Raw genomic sequence first — 21,176 nt, 5'->3', positions numbered from 1 at the left:
ATATAAACCATTCATTCATTAAAAAATTAAAAAATAAGACAAAAGGGCTTGAGTTTTCTCAAGCTTTTTCTGTACCCTTATATTAAGTAGAAATTGGGGAAATTAATAATGAAGAATTTTTTGTTTCGGCTATACTTGCGTTTGATGAAATTGGGCGCGCGGTTGACCAAGATTAACGAAAAAAGCATTGTGGTTTTAAATGGTGCTGGACGGTCAGGCTCAAATGGCTATTTGTTTGCCAAATACATGAAGCACCACCACCCTGACTATAATGTAACTATTGTTGAGCCGTGGCCTTCAGCGCATTTGTCATTCACCACTTGGCGCAAAATTGGCGCAGCCAAGTTTGTCTTGACCACCCATTCGCCCTTTAAAATTCACCCTGGCCAAGTCAGTATTGAATTTTGGCATGGGATCCCGCTCAAGCGGATGGGCATCATGGCTAACAACACTAAGGATCGCGACAATCGCCGCAATGCGCGCCTTTGGCAAAGTAACGCTAACGTGGTATGCTCGAGTTCAGACCTGTATGAAACACTCATGAGTGCTTGTACGGCTATTGCAGCGGGTAAGTATCAAAGACTGGGCTTTCCTCGTTTAGATGCACTAAGCAAGCCAGTGGTTAGCAAATCCCAATTGTTAGGGGACTTGTTTGGTCAAGAAGATGACCAGGCCCAGATTGGCATTTATTTGCCAACCTTTCGCTATGAAATGGCAGATGACCAGCTCATGGACCGGATAAAGGCCGGCAACTTTTTGGCTCTTGATGACTTTGATGGTTCAGTTCTCAACAAAGGATTAAGGGCAAGGCACCAATACTTAATTGTCAAGCTGCATCCTTATGAAATGCGGCTTGTTGGCGACTTGAACAGCCAATTCTCTAATATTTGCTTCTTAAATAATGACTATCTGTTTGACCATGACTATGACCTATATGAGTTGCTAGGGGATACTGACTTCATGATGACCGACTTTTCGTCGGTGTATTTTGACTACTTGAACTTAGACAGGCCAATTATCTTTTTAACCAATTATTTATCCCAATATGAAAAAACGCGAGGACTGCTGATCGGCCCCTATGACCAGGTAGTACCAGGTCCTTGCGTGCAATCGCAAAAGGAGTTGTTGGCGGCCTTAGCAGCTCCGGATACTAATCAAAAGGCGCGGCAATACTGGCGTGATCTGACCAATCAAATGCAGGGCGAATCTGCTTGTGACCAAATTTTTTTCTGGATGACCAAGGAAGGATAAGGGGAATTGTGAAACGAACTTTTCTAAATATTTTATATAATGCGGTTTACCAAATCTTTCTTGTTCTTGTGCCCTTAATTACGGTTCCTTACTTGTCAAGAGTACTGGGTCCCAAGACCTATGGCATTTATAGCAACGTCAACAACATTGTGCAGTTTTTGATGATCTTTTGTACGTTGTCAATTTCCTATATTGGGATGAGGACTATTTCGCAAACGCGGGCTTCTGGTACTAGAGCTGATTTGACTGAGGCCTTTTGGGGCTTGTGGTACTTTCAGGCCTTGGCAGGGTTGGCAACTATTATTTTGGTGGCCAGTGTGGCCAGCTTGTTCCAGATGCGGTACTGGAACTATCTTTTGCTTATGGTGCCTTATCTAGTCTCAGCGCAAGTAGACATTTCTTGGTTCTTTCAGGGGTTGGCAGCCTTTGGCCGAGTCGTTGTGAAAAACACAGCAGTCAAGCTAGTATCAGTTGTACTAATTTTGCTCTGGGTCAAAAGTCCGGGGGACTTGTGGAAGTACATGCTCATCATGTCAGTTTCAACTATGCTGGGTTCCTTCGTCTTTTGGTTTGATATTCACCGCTACGTGGACGGGCCCGTTAAGCACTTTTATAAGTACCAAACGACCATTAAAGCAATCATCACGCTGTTAATTCCCCAGATTGCTACACAGATCTATACCTCGCTAGACAAACCACTGTTAGGACTCTTTCAAAATTCAACCCAAGTAGCCTTTTATGATAACTCGCAACGAATTTCTAATATGGTTTTGGGCATTGTGACTAGCATCTCGCTGGTGATCATGCCCAAGATGGCCGGGGAGGGCAAGGACCAGCAAAGGGTGATATTGAAGAAGTCGCTTGAGGCTACAGTCATGCTGGGAAGTATTTTTGCCGTGATTATCATGGCCAACACCAAGGAATTTGTCCCGTTTTTCTTTGGCCACAAGTATATTCCGATGACGCCGCTGATGTTCTTTTTTGCCTTAACCATTATCATGATTCCCATGGGTGGGGTTTTTGCCAATCAATTTGCACTAGCCAACCACCGTGACCGTGACTATGCCATTCCCGTAATTATTGGGGCGATCTTAGAAGTGGTTTTGAGTTACTTTCTTGACCAGTGGTATGGCGCCACCGGTGCTATGATTGCAATTTTGCTAACGGAGCTGATTGTTTTATTATTGCGCCTGTGGATTGTGCGCGATGGCTATGACTTCAGGTATTCTTTCCGTGAAGTCCCCAAGTATCTGTTAATCTCACTTGTGGTTTTAACTATCGGGATGTTGTTGCCGCAGATGCTGCCTTCAGCCTTTTTCAACATGGCACTTAAGTCCATCATCATGTTGGTTCTGTACATTGCGCTCATGTTTATATTAAAGCTCGACTTTAACCAAGATATAATTACGTTATTCAAGAAATTTTTTACACGAGGTTAAAATGATTCCCAAAATTATCCACTACGTCTGGGTGGGCGGTAAGCCCAAACCTAAAAACATTCAGCGCTGCATGAGGACTTGGAGCCAGCACCTATCTGACTACCAAATTATCGAGTGGAACGAGCAGAACTTTGACATTCATGAAAACAAGTATGTTGAACAAGCCTATCACGCGCAGAAGTGGGCCTTTGTTTCAGACTATATTAGAGCCAAGGCTGTTTATGAGATGGGCGGTATCTATTTAGATACTGATGTTTTAGTTTTAGACAACCTGACCAGTCTGCTTGCTAATTCGGCCTTTGTCGGCTTTGAAAATCCGGCCAATCCCTTTACAGCAGTATTTGGTGCTGAGCCCAAGCACCCACTTTTGCACGATATGCTTGACTACTACGATGATCGTGATTTCACCTTTGATAGCCAAGATCAAATGGCTGGCGTCAATACGGTATCTGTTTCTGGCTTGTTAAAAAGCAAATACGGCGCTGTCCCTAACAACCAGGAACAGCTATTAAAAGATGGCATTCACCTTTATCCCGATGGTATCTTGTGCAATCCGTCTGCTCAATCCAAGACTATTCATGTCTTCACGGGTACCTGGATGGAGGGTGCCAAACCGCTCAAACGTAAACTGGTGACGGCTCTTAAGGTACGGATAAAAACGCCTGCTGAAGCAGCTCTTTATGCTAAGGTTTTCAGGTAAGATGACAGCAGAAGAATTACAAAAACTGGTCGAGCAGGTCTCGCTGCAGTACTTTGGTCGTCCCTTTACACATAAAGTTACGACTAACCAGCGCATGACTACAACGGGAGGGCGCTACCACCTCCAAGACCACCACCTTGAAATTAATGCCCATTTCTTGGCGTCCCAATACCGCGCTGAACTCATTGGCATCATTAAGCATGAATTGACGCACTACCACTTGCACCTGACCCGGCAAGGTTTTCGCCATCGTAACCGCGACTTTAAGGCCCTTTTGAAGCAAGTGGGTGGGTCGCGCTATACGCCAGATATCGGCCTCAACCGTCGGCAATCACCCAGGTACAGCTACACTTGCCAAAAGTGCGGGCAAACCTTTTGGCGGGTGCGTCATATCGATGTGCACCATTATGCCTGTGGCAAATGTGGTGGCAAGCTCAAGTACAGCCACCAGCTTACCTGCAATTCCAAGCCGTGAACCAGAAAAGCTGATAGTTAACTTTGTTTGACAACTGACTAAGGACCAGGCTATAATTTTGGTATAAAGTTTAGGTACCTAACTAATTTAAAAAAACAATTACCAAAGGAGCTTTACAATGAGTCAAACAAGCGATAACTTAATGAAACAATTTGATTTTATTATGCGGGCCAGCCGCTATTTTATGTTTAAGAACAAGCAGCCGATTTCTGGACAAAAACGGGTACTAGCCGTGCTCAAACTAGAAGATGGACTAACCCAGAACTACTTGGCTGAAATCCTGGCCCTTAAACCAGGTTCTTTAGCTGAATTACTAAAAAAGATGGAAGTCAAGGGCGTCATTCGGCGGGCTACTGATGATCAAGACAAGCGAGTGAAACGGGTTTACCTGACTAAAGAAGGACAAACAGCCGCTAACCAGCTTGAAGAGTTAGAGAAAAACAAGGATACTGCTGCCTTTTTTGCTGGTCTTACTACAGAAGAGCAGGCTGAATTCAGCCACTATCTAGAAAAGATTGCAGCTGGATGGGACGATGATTTTAGAGAGTATGCGCAACGGTTTATCGATCCGGCCTCGCGCATGAAGGCAATGGCCAAATGGCATGAATATCGACAAAAACATGGTTGGACTTCGAGCACAATGCCAGATCATTGCCGCATGCATGCCCGCCGTGATTATCCAGTTGACTTTGACCGCGATGCCTTGAGAGAAAAGTATCACCACTATAGTAAGATGCACCATTATAATCACGACTTTTGGAGTGACTTTTGGGATAATGATAAAGAAGACGGATTAAAGTAAGGAGAAAGAAGTTTTTCAAAAGCTGAGAAACTTCTTCTTTAGATTAATGAAAGTTGGTAACTAGCATGGCATTCAAGTCACTTAAGACTGAACCTAAAACAGTGAGATTGCGCGATTTTTTCCACTTGTTGAAGCAATTGTCGGTTCCCCGGATTCTATTTGTGCTAGGCTTGTTGTTCAGTTTGGTTACCAGCGCTGCTAATTTGGCCTTGCCACTATTAACGCGGAATCTTGTTGACACAAGCAGGTGGGACGAGTTGAATTACACCAGCACAACTATCTTGGTTATTGTTTTTATAGCCCAACTAGTTATAGGCACTTTAAGTGGTTTTATATTGCGCTATTTTGGCGAAAGCGTCGTCAAGAGTCTGCGCAGCAAACTGTGGCACCACTTACTCAGCTTGCCCGTTTCTTATTTTGATGAAAATAAGGCTGGAGAAAGCAGTTCGCGGCTTGTTAATGATACTGAGATTATTAAAGGATTGGTTGCAGAACAGTTCCCCAACTTTATCACGGGTGCATTGCAATTGTTGTTTTCTATAGTGATCCTGTTTGTAATGGATTGGCAGATGGCGGCACTAATGTTCACAATTGTGCCAGTGGTCGTCTTGGTTTTGCTGCCAATTGGCCGCATTATGGCCCGTTTGGGTCGCAAACGCCAGGGTGCCACCGCCGAACTCAGCGGCGATGTCAGTGAGAAGATGTCTGATGTCCGCCTAATTAAGGCTAGCAATGGGGAAAAATATGAGGAAAAGCGCGGCGACAAGCTGATTGAAAAAATTTTTGCAATTGGAATCGTTGATGCTCGAGTAGAAGCGATTTTGCAGCCAATCATGACTACCTTGATGACTGCTACCTTCATGGGTATTTTGGCCTTTGGAATCATCCGGGTTGGTCAAGGAACGTTAACCAGCGGGTCCTTAGTTGCATTTTTGCTATACTTGTTTAATGTGATTGCTCCTGTTGCCACCTTTGCCAGCTTCTTCTCCCAGGTCCAAAAGGCATTGGGGTCAACTCAGCGAATTCAGTTGATCTTGCGCCTTGCGCCTGAAGAAAACACAAGTGGCCGCGCCTTAGCACTTGACAATAAGACCCTGGCAGTCGAACATGTCAGTTTTAGCTACCCAACTGGCGAGGAAGTCTTGCATGATATTTCCTTTGTTTCAAAGCCCAATTCGGTAGTTGCCTTTGCTGGCCCGAGTGGAGCCGGCAAGTCAACAATTTTTGCCCTGCTGGAGCGCTTCTACCAGCCCGATAGTGGAAAAATCAAAGTAGGCCAGGACAACATTCAAGACATTGCCCTTTGTGAATGGCGTTCGCAAATAGGCTATGTGTCCCAAGACAGTGCCATTTTTTCAGGGACTATTCGCGCTAACTTGCTCTACGGTCTGAGTCAGGAATTAGCAGATGACCGCTTGTGGGAAGGACTTAAGCTGGCCTTTGCCGACCAATTTGTGCGGGCCTTTCCCCAACAACTGGAAACAGAGATTGGTGAGCGGGGCATTAAACTTTCTGGCGGCCAAAAACAGCGTTTGGCGATTGCCCGAGCCTTCTTGCGTGATCCCCAAATTTTAATGCTAGATGAGGCAACTGCTAGTCTTGACTCCGAATCAGAAGGGCAAGTCCAAAGGGCACTTGACCAACTAATGGTTAACCGAACAACGCTGGTGATTGCCCACCGGTTATCAACAATTGTTAATGCTGATCAAATCTACTTTATTGAACACGGCCGTGTCACTGGGCATGGGACGCATCGTGAACTGATGCAAAAGCATGGTTTGTATGCCCGCTATGTAAACGAACAGATGGTTGACTAGAGGCAATTATTGCAAAAAAATCCGCCTAAAAGTCTTGTGCTCAACCTGCTTTTGGGGTATAGTAATGAATGTATTTGCGGGCATGGCGGAATGGCAGACGCGCAAGACTAAGGATCTTGTGATCGTTTTTTGATCGTGGAAGTTCGAGTCTTCTTGCCCGCACTAATTGAATGGAGCCTTGGCTCCATTTTTTAATATCTAAAGGACATTCTGCTTGAGAATGCCTTTTTATTTTAAAAATTAATTACATTGCATAATTTAACTGCGGGAGAGGTTATACTTAGAGTATTAACTTTAGAAACAAAGGGTATTTTATGGCAAGAAAACGCAAGCGCAGGAAACAATCTAATTGGCAAATTATCGTTCGCACGTTCATCATCTTGTTCCTCCTAATTGTTGCATTTGCTGCTTTTCGCTATTACCGGCGACAAGCAATCCAATCTGAGCAGATTAGGCAAGAACAACTGGCTCGCCAAGAAGCCAGGCAGAAAGTAATCAGACAGCACAAGGCCTTTATCAGTGAGATTGGGCCAATTGCCCGCGAGGTCAACAAGTCCTTTGAACTATTGCCTAGCATTACGATTGCCCAAGCCTGCCTGGAAAGCGACTATGGACAAAGCAGTCTCTCCCAGAAATACAATAATCTTTTTGGGGTCAAGGGTAGCAACCCTAACACGTCTGCTGTTTTAACGACCAAGGAATATGAGAAGGGCAAATGGATTGTGGTCAAGGCCCGCTTTCAAATTTATGATTCTTATGAGGCTTCAATTCGAGCACACGCTCGCCTCTTTCAGAAGGGGACTAGCTGGGACGCACAGCAGTATAAGCATGTTCTAGCGGCTAAAAATTATGGAAAGCAAGCCTATGCCCTGGTCAAGGACGGCTATGCAACGGACCCGAATTACGCAGAGAAAGTGATCAAGTTGATTGAACAATATCACCTTGACCGCTTTGACAAATAAAAGGCACCTGGTAAAAATGTTGCCTTCTTTTTTGGTACAATTAGATAGTTATAAAGTTTTGGTGAAGGGAATAAGAATGAGCGAAGAATCGATATTTGCTGGGTTAAACCCGCAACAAAAAAAGGCCGTCAAGATAACCGAGGGGCCACTACTTGTGGTTGCTGGTGCGGGTTCTGGTAAGACTTCTGTATTGACCAGACGTATCGCCTACTTGGTGGATGAAAAAGGGGTTCTGCCTTGGAATATATTGGCCATTACTTTTACCAATAAGGCTGCTAGTGAAATGCGCCAGCGTGAGCACCAGTTGCTAGGACCTCAGGCTGATAGTATTTGGATGTCAACTTTTCACGCGTTGTGCGTGCGTATTTTGCGCCGTGACAGCGAGAAAATTGGTTATAGCCGTAACTTTTCCATAGCAGATTCGGCTGAGCAATTGACGCTGGTCAAGCATATTGAGCGTGACCTCAACATTAATCCCAAGATGTACGAGCCGCGCGGAATCTTATCGGCAATTTCTAATGCCAAAAATGACTTGTTGACGCCCAAGGCCTTTGAAGCTAGCAGTTCCACTCCTTTTGACAAGGTGGCTGCGCAAGTTTATCACGAGTATCAAGCCCGCTTAAAGCACGATCAGATCATGGACTTTGACGACCTGATTATGCAAACTCTGGTCTTGTTTAAGCAGGCGCCAGATGTATTGCACTATTACCAGAACAAATTTCGCTACTTGCTGGTTGATGAGTACCAGGACACCAACCAGGCACAATACGAGCTCTGTCACGACTTGGCTGCACAATACAAAAATATTTGCGTTGTGGGCGATGCGGACCAGTCGATCTATGGCTGGCGCGGTGCCAATATGGAAAACATCATGAACTTTGAGCAAGACTACAAGAATGATGGCGTGCAAACGGTCAAGTTGGAACAAAACTACCGTTCAACTGGTCATATTTTAGCAGCAGCCAATGCTGTAATTAAAAATAATTACAACCGCAAGGACAAGAACTTGTGGACTGACCAGGGTGAGGGTGCCAAGGTAACATATTACCGGGCCCAAAGCGGTGATGACGAAGCCCACTTTATCATTAGCAAGATTCAAGAAGAAGTTGAGCAAAAGAAGTATTCTTACAAGGATTTTGCTGTTTTGTACCGGACCAACGCCCAGTCCCGAACCGTTGAAGAGGCCTTCGTAAAATCAAATGTTCCTTACCAGATTGTTGGTGGTCATAAGTTTTACGACCGTAAAGAAATCATGGATATTATGGCCTACCTCAAGCTGGTGGCCAACCCCAGTGATACGATTAGTTTCAACCGGATTGTCAACACGCCTAAACGGGGCATTGGGCAGGTCAGCGTAGAAAAGTTTATGACTTTTGCCCAAAATAACAATTTGACTCTGCTGGACGCTTTCAGTCATATTAACATGTCGGGGTTGTCAACTCGTGTTGCTGGCAAGCTGGGTGATTTTGGCGCTAAATTGCGCGATTCAATCAAGTATGCATCAGATCACAGCGTAACTGGACTAACAGAAAAGATTTTGCAAGACTTTGATTACACAAAGGCATTAAAGGCTGAACATACAATTGAAGCTGAGACGCGGCTAGAAAACTTGGACGAGTTTCTTTCTGTGACCAAGCGTTTTGATGATCAGCTTGATGATGATAGCGATGATGAAAATGCGCTTAGTGACTTCTTGGCTGAAGTTTCGCTTTTAAGTGACCAGGATGACTTAGAAAATAATGATGACCAGGTTGCTTTAATGACTCTGCATGCGGCCAAAGGTTTGGAATTTCCCGTGGTCTTCTTGGTGGGCATGGAAGACGGACTCTTTCCGCTGTCACGTGCTTTGATGGAAGATGACCAACTTGAGGAAGAACGTCGTCTAGCCTATGTTGGTATCACGCGAGCCAAACGTAAGTTGTTTTTGACTAATGCGTATTCGCGTATGATGTATGGTCGGATGCAGAATAATCCGCCCTCAAGATTTTTGGAAGAAATTGAATCTGAGGACGTAGACATGGAAAATGCCATTCAGGATAACTTTGCTTCTGCTAGCTTTGAGGTGCAAACGGCACCCTTTGCCAATAAAGATGAGCGGGCACGTGCTCAAGTTTATACTTCGCGCATTAAAGCAGCTGGAGCCATTGGTGCAGAAAAGAAGGGCTGGAATACGGGCGATCAGGTTGAACATAAGGCCTGGGGCCGCGGCGTTGTAGTCAAGGTCAATGGCCAAGGTGAAGATATGGAGCTTGACATTGCCTTTAAAGACAAGGGGATTAAGCGACTTTTAGCAGCCTTTGCTCCGATCAAAAAGGTATAATAAAAGCAACGAGTAAAGTTAAGTATAGTCTGGAGGCAAAAAATGGCAGAATTAACTCTTGATGAAGCCAGAAAGGAAGTTGCTGCACTCAGAGACAAACTCGATGAGTGGGCAGACGCATACTATTCAAAAGATGCACCGGAAGTTGAAGACAATGTCTACGACCAAAAGTACAACCGCTTGGTTGAGCTCGAGCAGCAGTTTCCGCAACTGGTCACGCAAGATTCAATCACGCAGCGCGTCGGTGGCGAGATTGATAGTGAGTTTACCAAAGTCACGCACAAGATTCCGATGCTTTCAATGGGTGACGTTTTTTCTAAAGAAGAGTTGCGGGAGTTTGATGATCGGGTGCAAAAGCAGGTTGGTCATCCAGTTGCCTACAATGTCGAACTTAAGATTGATGGTCTGTCAATCAACCTAGAATACACTGAAGGAAAACTAACGCGGGCCTCAACTCGGGGTAATGGTTTAGTAGGCGAAGATGTGACGGCCAATGCTCGCTACATTGCAGATATCCCCCAGGAATTACCAGAAAAATTGACTACTGAGGTCCGGGGTGAATGCTACATGGGCAAGGAATCTTTTGCCAAGTTAAATGCAGAGCGCGATGAAAAGGGCGAACCCGTCTTTGCTAACCCGCGTAACGCTGCAGCAGGATCCCTGCGCCAGCTTGACGCTAGTGTAACCAAGCACCGTCATTTAAGCACCTTTATTTATACTTGGGTCAATCCACCTGAAGAAATTACCAGCCAACACCAAGCGGTTGCTGAAATGCAGAAGCTGGGCTTTCATACCAACCAGACAGGCCGTAAGTTGGCTAATTTGGATGAGATATTTGCCTTTGTTGATGAGTACACAGCCAAGCGTGACGCACTGGATTATGGCATTGACGGCATCGTCCTCAAGGTTGACGACTTGAACTTGCAAAAGGACCTGGGAAATACGGTTAAGATCCCGCGCTGGGAGATTGCCTACAAGTTTCCACCAGAGGAGCAGGAAACAGTCGTGCACGAGATCAAGTGGACGGTTGGCCGAACGGGCGTTGTAACGCCAACCGCGATTATGGATCCGGTACAGCTTGCTGGTACTACTGTTTCGCATGCTGTCTTGCATAACGCCGACTTGCTTCAAGAAAAGGATGTTAGAATTGGCGACACCGTTATGCTGCATAAAGCGGGCGATATTATTCCAGAAATTTCTGAAGTTGTTCTGGCTAAGCGACCTAAAGATGCAGCCCCTTATCCAATTCCAACTACCTGTCCGTCGTGTGGCGAAAAGCTGATCCACTTGCAAGATGAAGTTGCATTGCGGTGCGTCAACCCATCTTGTCCAGCTCAAATTGAAGAGGGGATTACCCACTTTGCCTCGCGGCCAGCAATGAATATTGATGGTCTGGGACCTAAGATTGTGCGCCAGCTTATTGCCCACGACTTAGTCCACAATGTGGCTGACCTTTATCATCTAAAGGCAAGCGACTTAGAGCAGCTGGACCACTTTAAGGATAAGGCTATCAACAACCTTTTGACGGCGATTAATAATTCGAAGAAGAATTCTGTTGAGCTTTTGCTGACTGGTTTGGGAATTGATCATGTGGGCTCAAAGGCAGCCCGGTTAATTGCCCAAAAGTTTAAAAATATGACAAAGATTATGGCCGCAGACGTGCAAGAACTAGCAGCAATCGCTACAATAGGGATGACGATTGCCGAGTCAATGACCACCTACTTTGCTCAAGATGAGGTCAAGGACCTGGTCAAAGAGCTAAGAGAAAGCGGCGTCAACATGGATTATTTGGGGCCAAGCCCAGAAGCGGCCGCAGAAGTTCCAGATAATTACTTCAAGGATAAGACCGTTGTCTTGACTGGTACGCTTGCCCATTACACCCGCGGTGAATTTACTAAGAAACTGCAGTCAATGGGGGCGAAGGTGACTGGTTCAGTGTCTGGCAAGACAGACTATGTCATTTATGGTCAGGATGCCGGCTCTAAATTTGACAAGGCACAGAAACTGGGCGTTGCGTTGCTGACTGAGGAAGAGGCAATCGCTCAGCTTAAATAAAGGACCAATTAAAGTGAAAAAATATTTGCAATTATTTGCGCTTCTGGGGCTATCCCTAAGCTTGACTGCATGCGGAAATTTGAAAAATTCCAACTTGGCAAACAATGCCAAAACGTCATCTAATGCGCCTGCCAAAACCTATCAAACCACTGATACAGGCGATAATGGCTATACTGTTTTATTGAAGAATGGTCACTACGTTACCAGTCCAATTTCGGGTCTGACAGCAACCAATAACAACAATTCGGTTGACACGCGTGAGCTTGAACGGGGCTTAGTCCAGATTTCCAATGGTGTATATTCGACTAATTCCTATGTCTTTCAAGAGGGACAGTATATATCCTCAACTATTGCTAATGACTGGCTGGAGCGCAAGTCCAAGTCTAATCCGGCTGGCCTTAATCCGGCCGCTGGCACGAAGAAAAATTATCAGCCCTACTATTTAGAAGAGATTATTGAGCAAGACTACCTGACTGGATCGGGCTCTTCTTATCATATTGGCGGAATGAGCATTGGCCTTGCGCTTAACTCAATCGACTATTACCAAAAGACTAAGGACGGTCCTGAATATCAGATGGCAATTTCGCGGGCCCAGCAAAAGCGTTATGGTCAAGCAGCAGCTGAGCAAGTGGTGGCACGATTGCGCAAAAAGAAGGCATTGAAAAACATCCCAATTACTATCGGTCTTTTTGCCAAGGAAAGTCGGGACTCATTAGTCTCTGGAACTTACTTTTTGAGCGGGACAGCAGCCGCTAATAGTAGTAAAATAACTAAATGGAAAACTATTGCTACCCAAGCCCAAGTGCTGCCAACAATTGGCAATAAAAAGGCCATCAACAGCAGTGATGCATCAAGTTTCAATAGTTTCAAAGAATCGATTCAGAATTATTTTCCGAATATCAGCGGTGTAACTGCAAGTTTACGCTATGAAAATGGCAAGCTGGCCCAAGAAAACATTGCGATCACAACCCAATTTTATGGGTATGAACAGATCCAGAGCTTTACTAGGCTGGTCCTTTCGACAGCGAAAAAATACTTGGCAAGTGACGTACCGATTGAAATAAAGATTGGTTCTGTTAACGACATTCAAGCTTTGGTTGCCAAGGAAACAGGCGATAGTAGTTATCAAGTCCATATTTATGGCGGCGAATAAGGAGGTATTTTTGTGAAAATCACAGAAGACACAATCAAGCACGTGGCGGTTTTATCGCGGCTTGCGATCAAAGAAGGAAATATCGGTCAAGTGACCGAACAAATGAGTTCAATTATTAATATGGCTGACCAACTTTCAGAAGTTGACACCGATGGAGTAGAGGAAACTGTCCAGGTGGTTGACCGGGACACTGTTTTCCGTGAAGACAAGCCAGAGCATTGGCAAGACCGGACTGAATTAATGAAGAACGTTCCAGACCAAGCCAACGGCTTTATCAAGGTTCCGGTAATTATTAACAAAGACGAGGATGAGTAATGAACTATTTAAATGAAGATATTGACTCATTAAATAAAAAATTAGGCCAAGGGTCATTGTCAGCCGACCAATTGGTGGGTGATACAGTTGCAAATATTAAGCAGACTGATGGCAAACTGAATGCTTGGATTACGGTGCAAGAAGATGCGCAGCCAGCTAAAGACTTGGACTTTGCCCAGAATAAGCTAGCAGGTATTCCGATTGCGATTAAGGACAATATCATTACCAAGGATGTAAAAACGACTGCAGCTAGTCATATTCTGGATAATTACATGCCAGTTTATGATGCGACCGTGGTTGAGCGGCTAAAGCAGGCCCAGGCAACCTTGGTTGGTAAGACCAACTTGGATGAATTTGCGATGGGTTCTTCGACTGAACACTCATACTTTGGCATTACCCATAACCCTTGGAATTTGGACAAGGTTCCTGGTGGCTCTTCTGGTGGGTCTGCAGTTGCTGTGGCTTCAGGTCAAGTGGTGGCATCTCTTGGATCTGATACGGGAGGTTCGATTCGTCAGCCCGCTGCCTTTAATGGCATTTTTGGTATTAAGCCAACTTATGGTCGCGTTTCTCGGTGGGGGCTGATTGCCTTTGCTTCCTCACTTGATGAAATCGGTGTGATGAGCAAGCGGGCTAAGACTTCTGCCCAAGTTTTGAATGTAATTGCCGGCAGCGATGACCACGATTCTACCCTTTCAACTAGGGCAGTGCCAGACTTTACCAAGTACATTGGTCAAGACGTTAAGGGCTTGCGTGTTGCAGTGGTTAAGGAATACATGGATGCTGTCGATGGTGACATGCACCAAGCCATTCAAAAGCAGATTGATGTCCTTAAAGATGCTGGTGCAGTGATTACGGAAGTATCGCTGCCACTAACCAAGTATGTGGTACCGGACTACTATATTATTGCTTCAAGTGAAGCTTCGTCCAACCTGCAACGGTTTGATGGTATTCGCTATGGTTACCGCTCTGAGAATGCTGAGGATCTACTTGACGTATACGTTAAGTCACGTTCTGAAGGCTTTGGCGAAGAGGTACAGCGCCGAATTTTACTTGGCTCTTTTGCTCTGTCTGCTGGTTCATATGACCGCTTCTTCAGGCAAGCAGCTAAGGTTAGAACATTAATTTGTCAGGACTTTGACCGCATTTTTGCCGATCATGACGTGATTGTTGGGCCGACTACAACGACACCTGCATTTGACATTGGCAGCGAAATTTCTGACCCAATCAAGATGTACAACAATGACATTTTAACCATTTCAGCCAACTTGGCCGGGATACCGGCAGCTAGCGTGCCAGCTGGTCTGGTTGATGGTATGCCAGTTGGACTGCAAGTTATGGCTAAGCGCTTTGACGAGGGCAGCATCTTCAAGGTGGCTGACTTTGTTGAACGCAGCAATAAGTTCTATGAACAAACACCATCTGGAATGGAGGACTAAGTGATGAATTTTAAATCAACGATTGGATTCGAGGTTCACTTCGAATTAAAAACAAAGAGTAAGATTTTCTCACCTTCACCTGTAAGCTATGGTGCTAAGCCAAACACAGAGACCAACGTGATTGACTGGGGAATGCCGGGTGTTCTGCCATACGTCAACAAGGACGTTTACCGCTTAGGCATCATGGTTGCCTTGGCAACGCATGCACATATCTTGCCAACCACCCACTTTGACCGGAAGAACTACTATTATCCTGACAGTCCCAAGGCTTACCAGATTACCCAGTTCTTTGAACCGCTAGCCCGCGATGGCTATGTAGAAATTGAAGTTCATGGCAAGAAAAAGCGGATTGGGATCCACGAGATGCATATCGAAGAAGATGCTGGTAAGAACACCCATGGCACCAACGGCTATTCCTATGTTGACTTGAACCGACAAGGCGTGCCCCTACTTGAAGTGGTTTCTGAACCAGAAATTTCTGATCCAGATGAAGGCTACGCTTATTTAGAAAAACTGCGCAAGATTGTTCAGTTTACGGGCGCTTCTGACGTTAAGATGGAAGAAGGGTCAATGCGGGTAGATACCAACATCTCCATTCGCCCAGCTGGCCAAAAAGAATTAGGCACCAAGGTCGAAATGAAGAACCTGAACTCCTTTGAGCACGTGCGCAAGTCGCTGGCCTATGAGCAAAAGCGGCAAGAACAAGTCTTACTGTCTGGTGGCCGGGTGCAAATATCGACTCGCCGCTTTGATGAAGCAACAGGTAAGACGGTTTTAGAGCGGGTCAAAGAAGGCGATGCGGACTACCGCTACTTCCCAGAACCAGATATCGCTCCAGATCACATCAGCCAAGACTGGATTGATGAAATCAAAAAGACGCTGCCGCGACCGGCTGAAGACCGCTACCAGCAATACACCGGTGAGTTTGGTCTCAAGGATTACGATGCGCAAGTTCTATTGCAAAACAAGGAAAGTTCAGACTTTTACGATCAAACTGTGGCAGCTGGTGCTGACCCGCAACTAGCTGCCAACTGGATGAATACCCAGGTTAATGGCTATTTGAACGATAACAGAGTTGACCTTGCTGACATTAAGCTCACGCCAAGTCACTTGGCTGCAATGATCAAGATGATTCAAGATGGGACCATCTCGTCCAAGATTGCCAAGAAGGTCTTTGCCGAAACAATTAAGAATGGCACTGATCCGAAGAAGTATGTCGAAGACCAGGGCATGGTTCAGCTTTCTGATACTAGTGTCTTGGCCCCGATGGTCAAGGAAGTAGTTGACAAGAACCCGCAGTCAGTTGAGGACTTCAAGAACGGCAAGGACCGGGCAATTGGCTTCTTGGTTGGACAAATCATGAAGCAGACCCGTGGCAAGGCCAATCCAAAGGTGATCAACCAGCTATTGAACCAGGAATTGCAGAATCGCTAAGTTAGTTTTAAGTAAAGGGTAGTAACTATGACTAAAAAAGCAAGATTGATTTATAATCCTGTATCCGGTCACGAACAGATGCCTAAAAACGTTGCCGATATATTGGATGTTTTAGAACAAGCGGGTTATGAAGCAAGCGCCTTTAGAACTACGCCCCAAGAACAGAGTGCGCAAAAAGAAGCTACCCGAGCGGCCCAGGAAGGTTTTGACCTGATTGTTGCGGCAGGTGGCGACGGCACGATCAATGAAGTGGTCAATGGCATTGCTTTTTTGGAGAAAAGACCCAAGATGGCGATTATTCCAGCGGGCACAACCAACGATTATGCCCGTGCTTTGCACATTCCGCGCGACAATATTGGCGATGCTATCAAGGTGGTTTTAAAAAATAAAACGCGCAAGATGGATATTGGTCAAGCTATGTTTACCAAGGGTGAACAGTACTTTGTCAATATTGCAGCCTGTGGGTCACTAACTGAGTTGACCTATGGCGTACCGTCTGAAATCAAGTCAGCTTTAGGCTACACGGCCTACTTGATTAAGGGCGCTGAAATGCTGCCGCACTTGACTGAAAACGAATTACGGCTGACCTATGATGAAGGCGTCTATGAGGGCAAACTCTCGATGCTGCTGCTTGGCATGACCAATTCGATTGGCGGCTTTGAACAGATTATGCCAGATGCTGAACTCAGTGATGGGCTCTTTCAGCTAATCATTGTAAAACCTGCTGATCCAGTTAAGCTGTTAAAGTTGATGGCGCTGGCCATGAATGGCAAGCATGTAGATGATCCTGACATCATCTACACCAAAACGACTAGTTTAAAGATTAAACTGGTAGGCAAGAGTATTGGCCAGGACCTGCCAGTCAACCTCGATGGCGAGATTGGCGACTATTGCCCTGTTACTTTTAAAAACTTGCAAGAGCGAATTGAATTCTATGTTGGCGAATAAGGTAATAAAACAGGTACTTAGTAAATAAGTACCTGTTTTGATTTTTAAAAGCAAAAAAAGAGGCAATTCGCCTCTTTTTTGCTAGTTTAGATATTCAATGTCTTCGTCTTGATTAACCTTGAACTGACGGTAATCAGTTTCTTTGGCTAATTCCGGCGTTAGCTTTATGCACCTGATGCGCTGGTTGCCATAAGTGGAATAGTAGTAGCTTTTTGATTCAGCACAGATATAGGCAGAATAACAAGTATAGTCAAGGGTGTCTTCAGTAGTGACGACAATTCCGCGCGGAATGCTAACGGATTCCAGTATATGGTGGGCGAGGCTGACAGCGGCCATCTCGTCTTGGGGCTGCTCTACATTATTCTTCATGAAGGCCGTCCTGACAAAGCGGGATACTGGGGTGAAGTCGCCCGGCAGGCCAAAAGTACCTGAACCTTGACTGAAAGGCTTTAAAGTTTTGCCCAAAAATTCTACATCGTCGTGTTGCTTAGGTCGCACAGAAAGGTAGTTGCGCAAGTTGGTTTCGTGCCAGTGGTAATCGGGACTGTTGGTCATGACTCCAATTGAATCTTTAATAATATGAAGTCCGTCTTCTTGGGATTCAATAATCATGCTGGCCCCTGAAGTATCAGAGAAGATGTAGTGCAAAGGCGAAACTATTTTCAAGGTTGGACTGGCCTCGTTGACAATTGCCAGCTTGTTTTTGAACAAGTCTTCAACTTCAGCTAGAGAGCCGGCCTGGGATAAGATTGTTGAGATCACCTTGTCAGGCGAAACGGCCCATTTGCTTTGGCCAGCTTCTTTTTCGTAACTAACGTAGCCGGGGAAGTATAAGACAGCGCCGGTAACACCGGCATCGTTTACACCGTCAAAGGTAACGGGAGCGTTGTCAAACTCCTGAATAATCCCCATGCCAAGGAAGGCATGAAGGCTGGTGATTTCCTGCTTGTTTTTGTATGAAATAGCAAAGGTCTTGTTCTGGGGAGTAAAGACAACTTGCTCTGCCATTTCCATCATAAAGTCCATTGTGCGCGATAAAAAGTGCTTTTTGTCCTTGGTTTCCATTGTGAAGCTGCTGCAGCCAATCATATTTTTCCTCCATTGTTTTTTGAAATGTATAATAAGGAAATTATAGGCTGATATATTTATTATTACAAGCGTTATGAATGATCAACTAAAAGATTTTTATGCGTCCTCCTCTGTAAATCATTGTTTAAACAAAAAAACTTCTGCCAATAAATATTGGCAGAAGCTTTTGATTATACTTTTTTCCTAAAACTAGTTGCGGCTGTTATTATTACCAAAAATTTCAAGCAAGAACAAGAAGATGTTGACAAAGTCTAAGTAAAGCTGCAAGGCACCCAAAACGGCCAAACCGCTAGTTGAAACCTGGTCCCCATAGTTATTGTAGATGACTTTCATCTTGTTGGCGTCACTGGCAATCAGGCCAGTGAAGATAATTACGCCAATGAAGGAAAAGATATAGGTAATGGTTGGATTGTGCAAAAACATGTTGACAATCCAGGCCACTAGGAAGCCTAGCAGGGCTGCGCTCAAATAGGAATTCCAGTTGGTTAAGTCCCGTTTGGTCAAAGTGCCAAAGAGGGCCATGGCAATGAAGACGGCGGCTGAGGATACAAAGGCAGAGGTGATCTGGGTGCCTGTGTAAAAGCCAGCAATGAGAGCAAACTCAAAGCCGTATATGGCGGCTAGCACTGCCAGCATGATTAAGCTGGCTACTGGATTGCGGTTTGCCTTAAAGCTGATGCCCATTGAAAGCGCAAATGGAACTAGTAGGATTAACCACATGAAGCCAACCGGCAAACTCATCACGGCACTGCGAAACACAGTCATGGTCAAGTAAGCAGCCAGAGCGGAAATGAGCACTGCACCACCCATCAGTGCATACATTTTAGTTAAGAAACTGTTAGTTTCAGAAATGGAGTGGATTTGGCGTCTATCAGAATTAGTATCAAAGTTATTCATAGAGCATGTCCTTTCTTTTGATATTGCCCTTAAATTAACATAAGCAAGGTTAAGAGTGAAGGAAAACGAATTGACTTAAGACAATATTTAGACTGGCAAGAGAGATTACTTTTACCACAATTTCGAGTAAAATAGGTATGTTAACTAGTGTTTGTAAAAAAGGACAAGATATGGAAAAAAATCAAATAATCGACTTAGAAATCACCGACTTATCGTACGAGGCGATGGGCGTAGCCCACTATGAGGGGATGACGATCTTTGTCACCAGTGCTTTGCCAGGTGAAACTGTCAGTGCGAAAATATTGAAGGTGAAGAAGCACTTTGCCTTTGCCAAGATTGAAAAAATTATCAAAGAAAGCCCCGACCGCGTTAATATCAAGCTAAACGAGTGGGTGCAAACAGGCCTGGCGTCGCTGGCCCACATCAAGTACGACAAGCAGCTGGACTTCAAGCGCACCCAGGTGGTCAATTTGCTGCAAAAAGCTCACCTGGACAAGGTTGAAGTGGGCGAGACGCTGCCTAGTCCTGAACAAACCGGATATCGCAACAAGGCCCAGGTGCCGGTGCGCGAGGTAGATGGTCAGCTTGAAATCGGCTTCTTCCGCCGTCACTCGCATGACCTGGTACCTTTGACCAACTTTTTCACCACTGACCCTGAGATTGACCGCGTTCTAGTGGCAGTGCGCGATATCTTGCGTGAATACAGCGTGCCGGCCTACGACGAGATCCATAACAAGGGCGAGGTTCGCTACTTAGACATTCGCTGCTCTAAAGCTACAGGTGAAATTATGGTTATCCTGGTCTGCCTGCATAAAGACTTTAGGCAATTGCCTAAAGTAGCCAAAGCAATTAAGGAAATTGAGGGCGTGACCAGTCTGGTTTTGAACTATAATCCAAAAAGGACCAACGTCATCCTGGGCAAGGTCGACTACCTGATCTTCGGTAAGCCGCAGATCACCGACCAGATCGGCGACGTCAAGTTTCGCATTTCGCCGGAGAGCTTCTTCCAGATTAACTCGCTGCAGACCCCACGCCTGTATGACCTGGCCATCAAGCAGGCCGACCTTGAGCCCACCGACACGGTGATCGATGCCTATTCTGGTATTGGTACCATCGGCTTGACTGTGGCCAAGCACGTCGAGGCGGTGCGCGGCATTGAGAGCGTGCGCGATGCGGTCAAGGATGCCAACAACAATGCCGAACTGAACGACATCCACAATGCCAGGTACGTTGCCGGAAAGGCCGAGGAGGTCATGCCGAAGTGGGCCGCCAAGGGGATGAAGGCCGACGTGATTTTCGTTGATCCGCCAAGGAAGGGCCTGACGCCTGAGTTCATAGAGGCCGCCGTCAAGACCAAGCCGAAGAAGATCGTCTACGTTTCCTGCAACCCAGCCACACTGGTGCGCGACCTGCAGGACTTTCAAAAGAACGGTTATACCTTCAGTCGCATCGATCCCGTCGACATGTTCCCGCAGACCCCGCACGTAGAAGCCGTAACGGTACTGGAGAAGGGGTAAAGTTGAATAATTAAGAATTATGTACTCTTAGTGATAAGAGTGCATTTTCATTATTTTTGGATTTACTATATAATTCGTATGATAAGAATAAATTAGGGTAAAAGTGCTGGAGATACTGTAATGAAAAAACAGATTTACAACCAATAAGGGAAAATATTGTTGAGTCTATTTTAAATGATATAACTGGAAGAAATAAGAATATTCTTCATTTCATTGAGATGCTAAATGAACAAAGTGAGTCTTGGTCTATAGCCATTGATGGTAAGTGGGGAACAGGAAAAACTTTTTTTGTTAAACAATGTAAGTTACTACTGGATTGCTTAAATGAAATACAGAGTAATGAAGAGAAAAGTCAGTCTATTATAGAAACGGTTTGTAATGGAAAAATAGATGACGTTAAAAAGATAAATTATAAAACCGTATATTTTGATGCATGGCAAAATGATAGCGAAATTGATCCAATTGTTTCTTTATCAAAAAATATAGCATCTGCCGAATTCGTTTTAAAATCAGAAGTTAAAGATAAAGCGATTAAAATGGAAAAAAGCTCATAGAGATTGCTG

The 21,176-nt window shown here is 45.1% G+C and carries 18 protein-coding genes and 1 tRNA gene; 17 read left to right on the top strand and 2 right to left on the bottom strand.

The genetic code is table 11. From position 1 onward, the window contains the following. Positions 1–108: 108 nt before the first annotated feature. From AC2JF7_RS03905 to AC2JF7_RS03835, 15 genes are all read left to right on the top strand, one after another. Positions 109–1,251, top strand: a complete 1,143-nt coding sequence (locus AC2JF7_RS03905) for a CDP-glycerol glycerophosphotransferase family protein (RefSeq protein ID WP_500727295.1) — start codon at positions 109–111, stop codon at positions 1,249–1,251. Positions 1,252–1,259: 8 nt separating this feature from the next. Further along, positions 1,260–2,690, top strand: a complete 1,431-nt coding sequence (locus AC2JF7_RS03900) for an oligosaccharide flippase family protein (protein ID WP_500727294.1) — start codon at positions 1,260–1,262, stop codon at positions 2,688–2,690. Between the two features lies 1 nt (position 2,691). Continuing rightward, complete coding sequence (locus AC2JF7_RS03895; RefSeq protein ID WP_500727291.1) at positions 2,692–3,390, top strand: glycosyltransferase family 32 protein; 699 nt, start codon at positions 2,692–2,694, stop codon at positions 3,388–3,390. Between the two features lies 1 nt (position 3,391). Further along, positions 3,392–3,865 (top strand): SprT family protein, encoded by a 474-nt coding sequence (locus AC2JF7_RS03890; protein WP_500727289.1) that lies wholly within the window; start codon positions 3,392–3,394, stop codon positions 3,863–3,865. 118 nt (positions 3,866–3,983) lie between these two features. After that, positions 3,984–4,667: a MarR family winged helix-turn-helix transcriptional regulator gene (locus AC2JF7_RS03885; protein ID WP_500727287.1), complete on the top strand. Its 684-nt coding sequence runs from the start codon at positions 3,984–3,986 to the stop codon at positions 4,665–4,667. A 65-nt stretch (positions 4,668–4,732) separates the two neighbouring features. Beyond that, a complete protein-coding gene (locus tag AC2JF7_RS03880; RefSeq protein ID WP_500727286.1) occupies positions 4,733–6,484 on the top strand; it encodes an ABC transporter ATP-binding protein in 1,752 nt (583 codons plus the stop codon). Between the two features lie 76 nt (positions 6,485–6,560). Beyond that, positions 6,561–6,646, top strand: a tRNA-Leu gene (locus AC2JF7_RS03875). Between the two features lie 152 nt (positions 6,647–6,798). Beyond that, a complete protein-coding gene (locus AC2JF7_RS03870; RefSeq protein WP_500727284.1) occupies positions 6,799–7,446 on the top strand; it encodes a glycoside hydrolase family 73 protein in 648 nt (215 codons plus the stop codon). A gap of 76 nt (positions 7,447–7,522) precedes the next feature. Beyond that, entirely contained in the window at positions 7,523–9,766 is a 2,244-nt protein-coding gene (gene pcrA / locus AC2JF7_RS03865; RefSeq protein ID WP_500727282.1) for a DNA helicase PcrA, read from the top strand. A 42-nt stretch (positions 9,767–9,808) separates the two neighbouring features. Further along, entirely contained in the window at positions 9,809–11,821 is a 2,013-nt protein-coding gene (ligA, locus tag AC2JF7_RS03860; protein ID WP_500727281.1) for an NAD-dependent DNA ligase LigA, read from the top strand. 13 nt (positions 11,822–11,834) lie between these two features. Then, a complete protein-coding gene (locus tag AC2JF7_RS03855) occupies positions 11,835–12,974 on the top strand; it encodes a CamS family sex pheromone protein (protein WP_500727279.1) in 1,140 nt (379 codons plus the stop codon). 12 nt (positions 12,975–12,986) lie between these two features. Next, positions 12,987–13,289 carry an Asp-tRNA(Asn)/Glu-tRNA(Gln) amidotransferase subunit GatC gene (gene gatC / locus AC2JF7_RS03850; protein ID WP_500727277.1) on the top strand — a complete coding sequence of 101 codons (303 nt, stop codon included), beginning with the start codon at positions 12,987–12,989 and terminating at the stop codon, positions 13,287–13,289. After that, the gene (gene gatA, locus AC2JF7_RS03845) at positions 13,289–14,728 is read left to right on the top strand and encodes an Asp-tRNA(Asn)/Glu-tRNA(Gln) amidotransferase subunit GatA (protein WP_500727275.1); all 1,440 of its coding nucleotides are present in this window, start codon (positions 13,289–13,291) and stop codon (positions 14,726–14,728) included. The genes gatC and gatA overlap by 1 nt, the downstream gene beginning before the upstream one ends. Positions 14,729–14,731: 3 nt before the next feature. Further along, complete coding sequence (gatB, locus tag AC2JF7_RS03840) at positions 14,732–16,162, top strand: Asp-tRNA(Asn)/Glu-tRNA(Gln) amidotransferase subunit GatB (RefSeq protein WP_500727274.1); 1,431 nt, start codon at positions 14,732–14,734, stop codon at positions 16,160–16,162. A 27-nt stretch (positions 16,163–16,189) separates the two neighbouring features. Then, positions 16,190–17,110 carry a diacylglycerol kinase family lipid kinase gene (locus AC2JF7_RS03835; RefSeq protein WP_500727272.1) on the top strand — a complete coding sequence of 307 codons (921 nt, stop codon included), beginning with the start codon at positions 16,190–16,192 and terminating at the stop codon, positions 17,108–17,110. Positions 17,111–17,191: 81 nt separating this feature from the next. Here AC2JF7_RS03835 and AC2JF7_RS03830 read toward each other — a convergent pair whose 3' ends face one another. Both AC2JF7_RS03830 and AC2JF7_RS03825 read right to left on the bottom strand, forming a co-directional pair. Then, positions 17,192–18,199 (bottom strand): choloylglycine hydrolase family protein, encoded by a 1,008-nt coding sequence (locus tag AC2JF7_RS03830; protein ID WP_500727270.1) that lies wholly within the window; start codon positions 18,197–18,199, stop codon positions 17,192–17,194. Positions 18,200–18,388: 189 nt separating this feature from the next. After that, positions 18,389–19,096, bottom strand: coding sequence for a Bax inhibitor-1/YccA family protein (locus tag AC2JF7_RS03825; RefSeq protein ID WP_500727268.1), 708 nt, complete (start codon positions 19,094–19,096; stop codon positions 18,389–18,391). A 170-nt stretch (positions 19,097–19,266) separates the two neighbouring features. Here AC2JF7_RS03825 and rlmD point away from each other — a divergent pair, with 170 nt between their 5' ends. Beyond that, a complete protein-coding gene (gene rlmD, locus AC2JF7_RS03820) occupies positions 19,267–20,613 on the top strand; it encodes a 23S rRNA (uracil(1939)-C(5))-methyltransferase RlmD (RefSeq protein ID WP_500727266.1) in 1,347 nt (448 codons plus the stop codon). Between the two features lie 143 nt (positions 20,614–20,756). Beyond that, a complete protein-coding gene (locus AC2JF7_RS03815; protein WP_500727391.1) occupies positions 20,757–21,167 on the top strand; it encodes a P-loop NTPase fold protein in 411 nt (136 codons plus the stop codon). The last annotated feature ends 9 nt before the right edge of the window (positions 21,168–21,176 follow it).

The organism is Lactobacillus sp. XV31L, assembly GCF_059900865.1.
The sequence above is the reverse complement of the archived record's forward strand: the minus strand, read 5'-3'. Positions and strand labels throughout refer to the sequence as shown.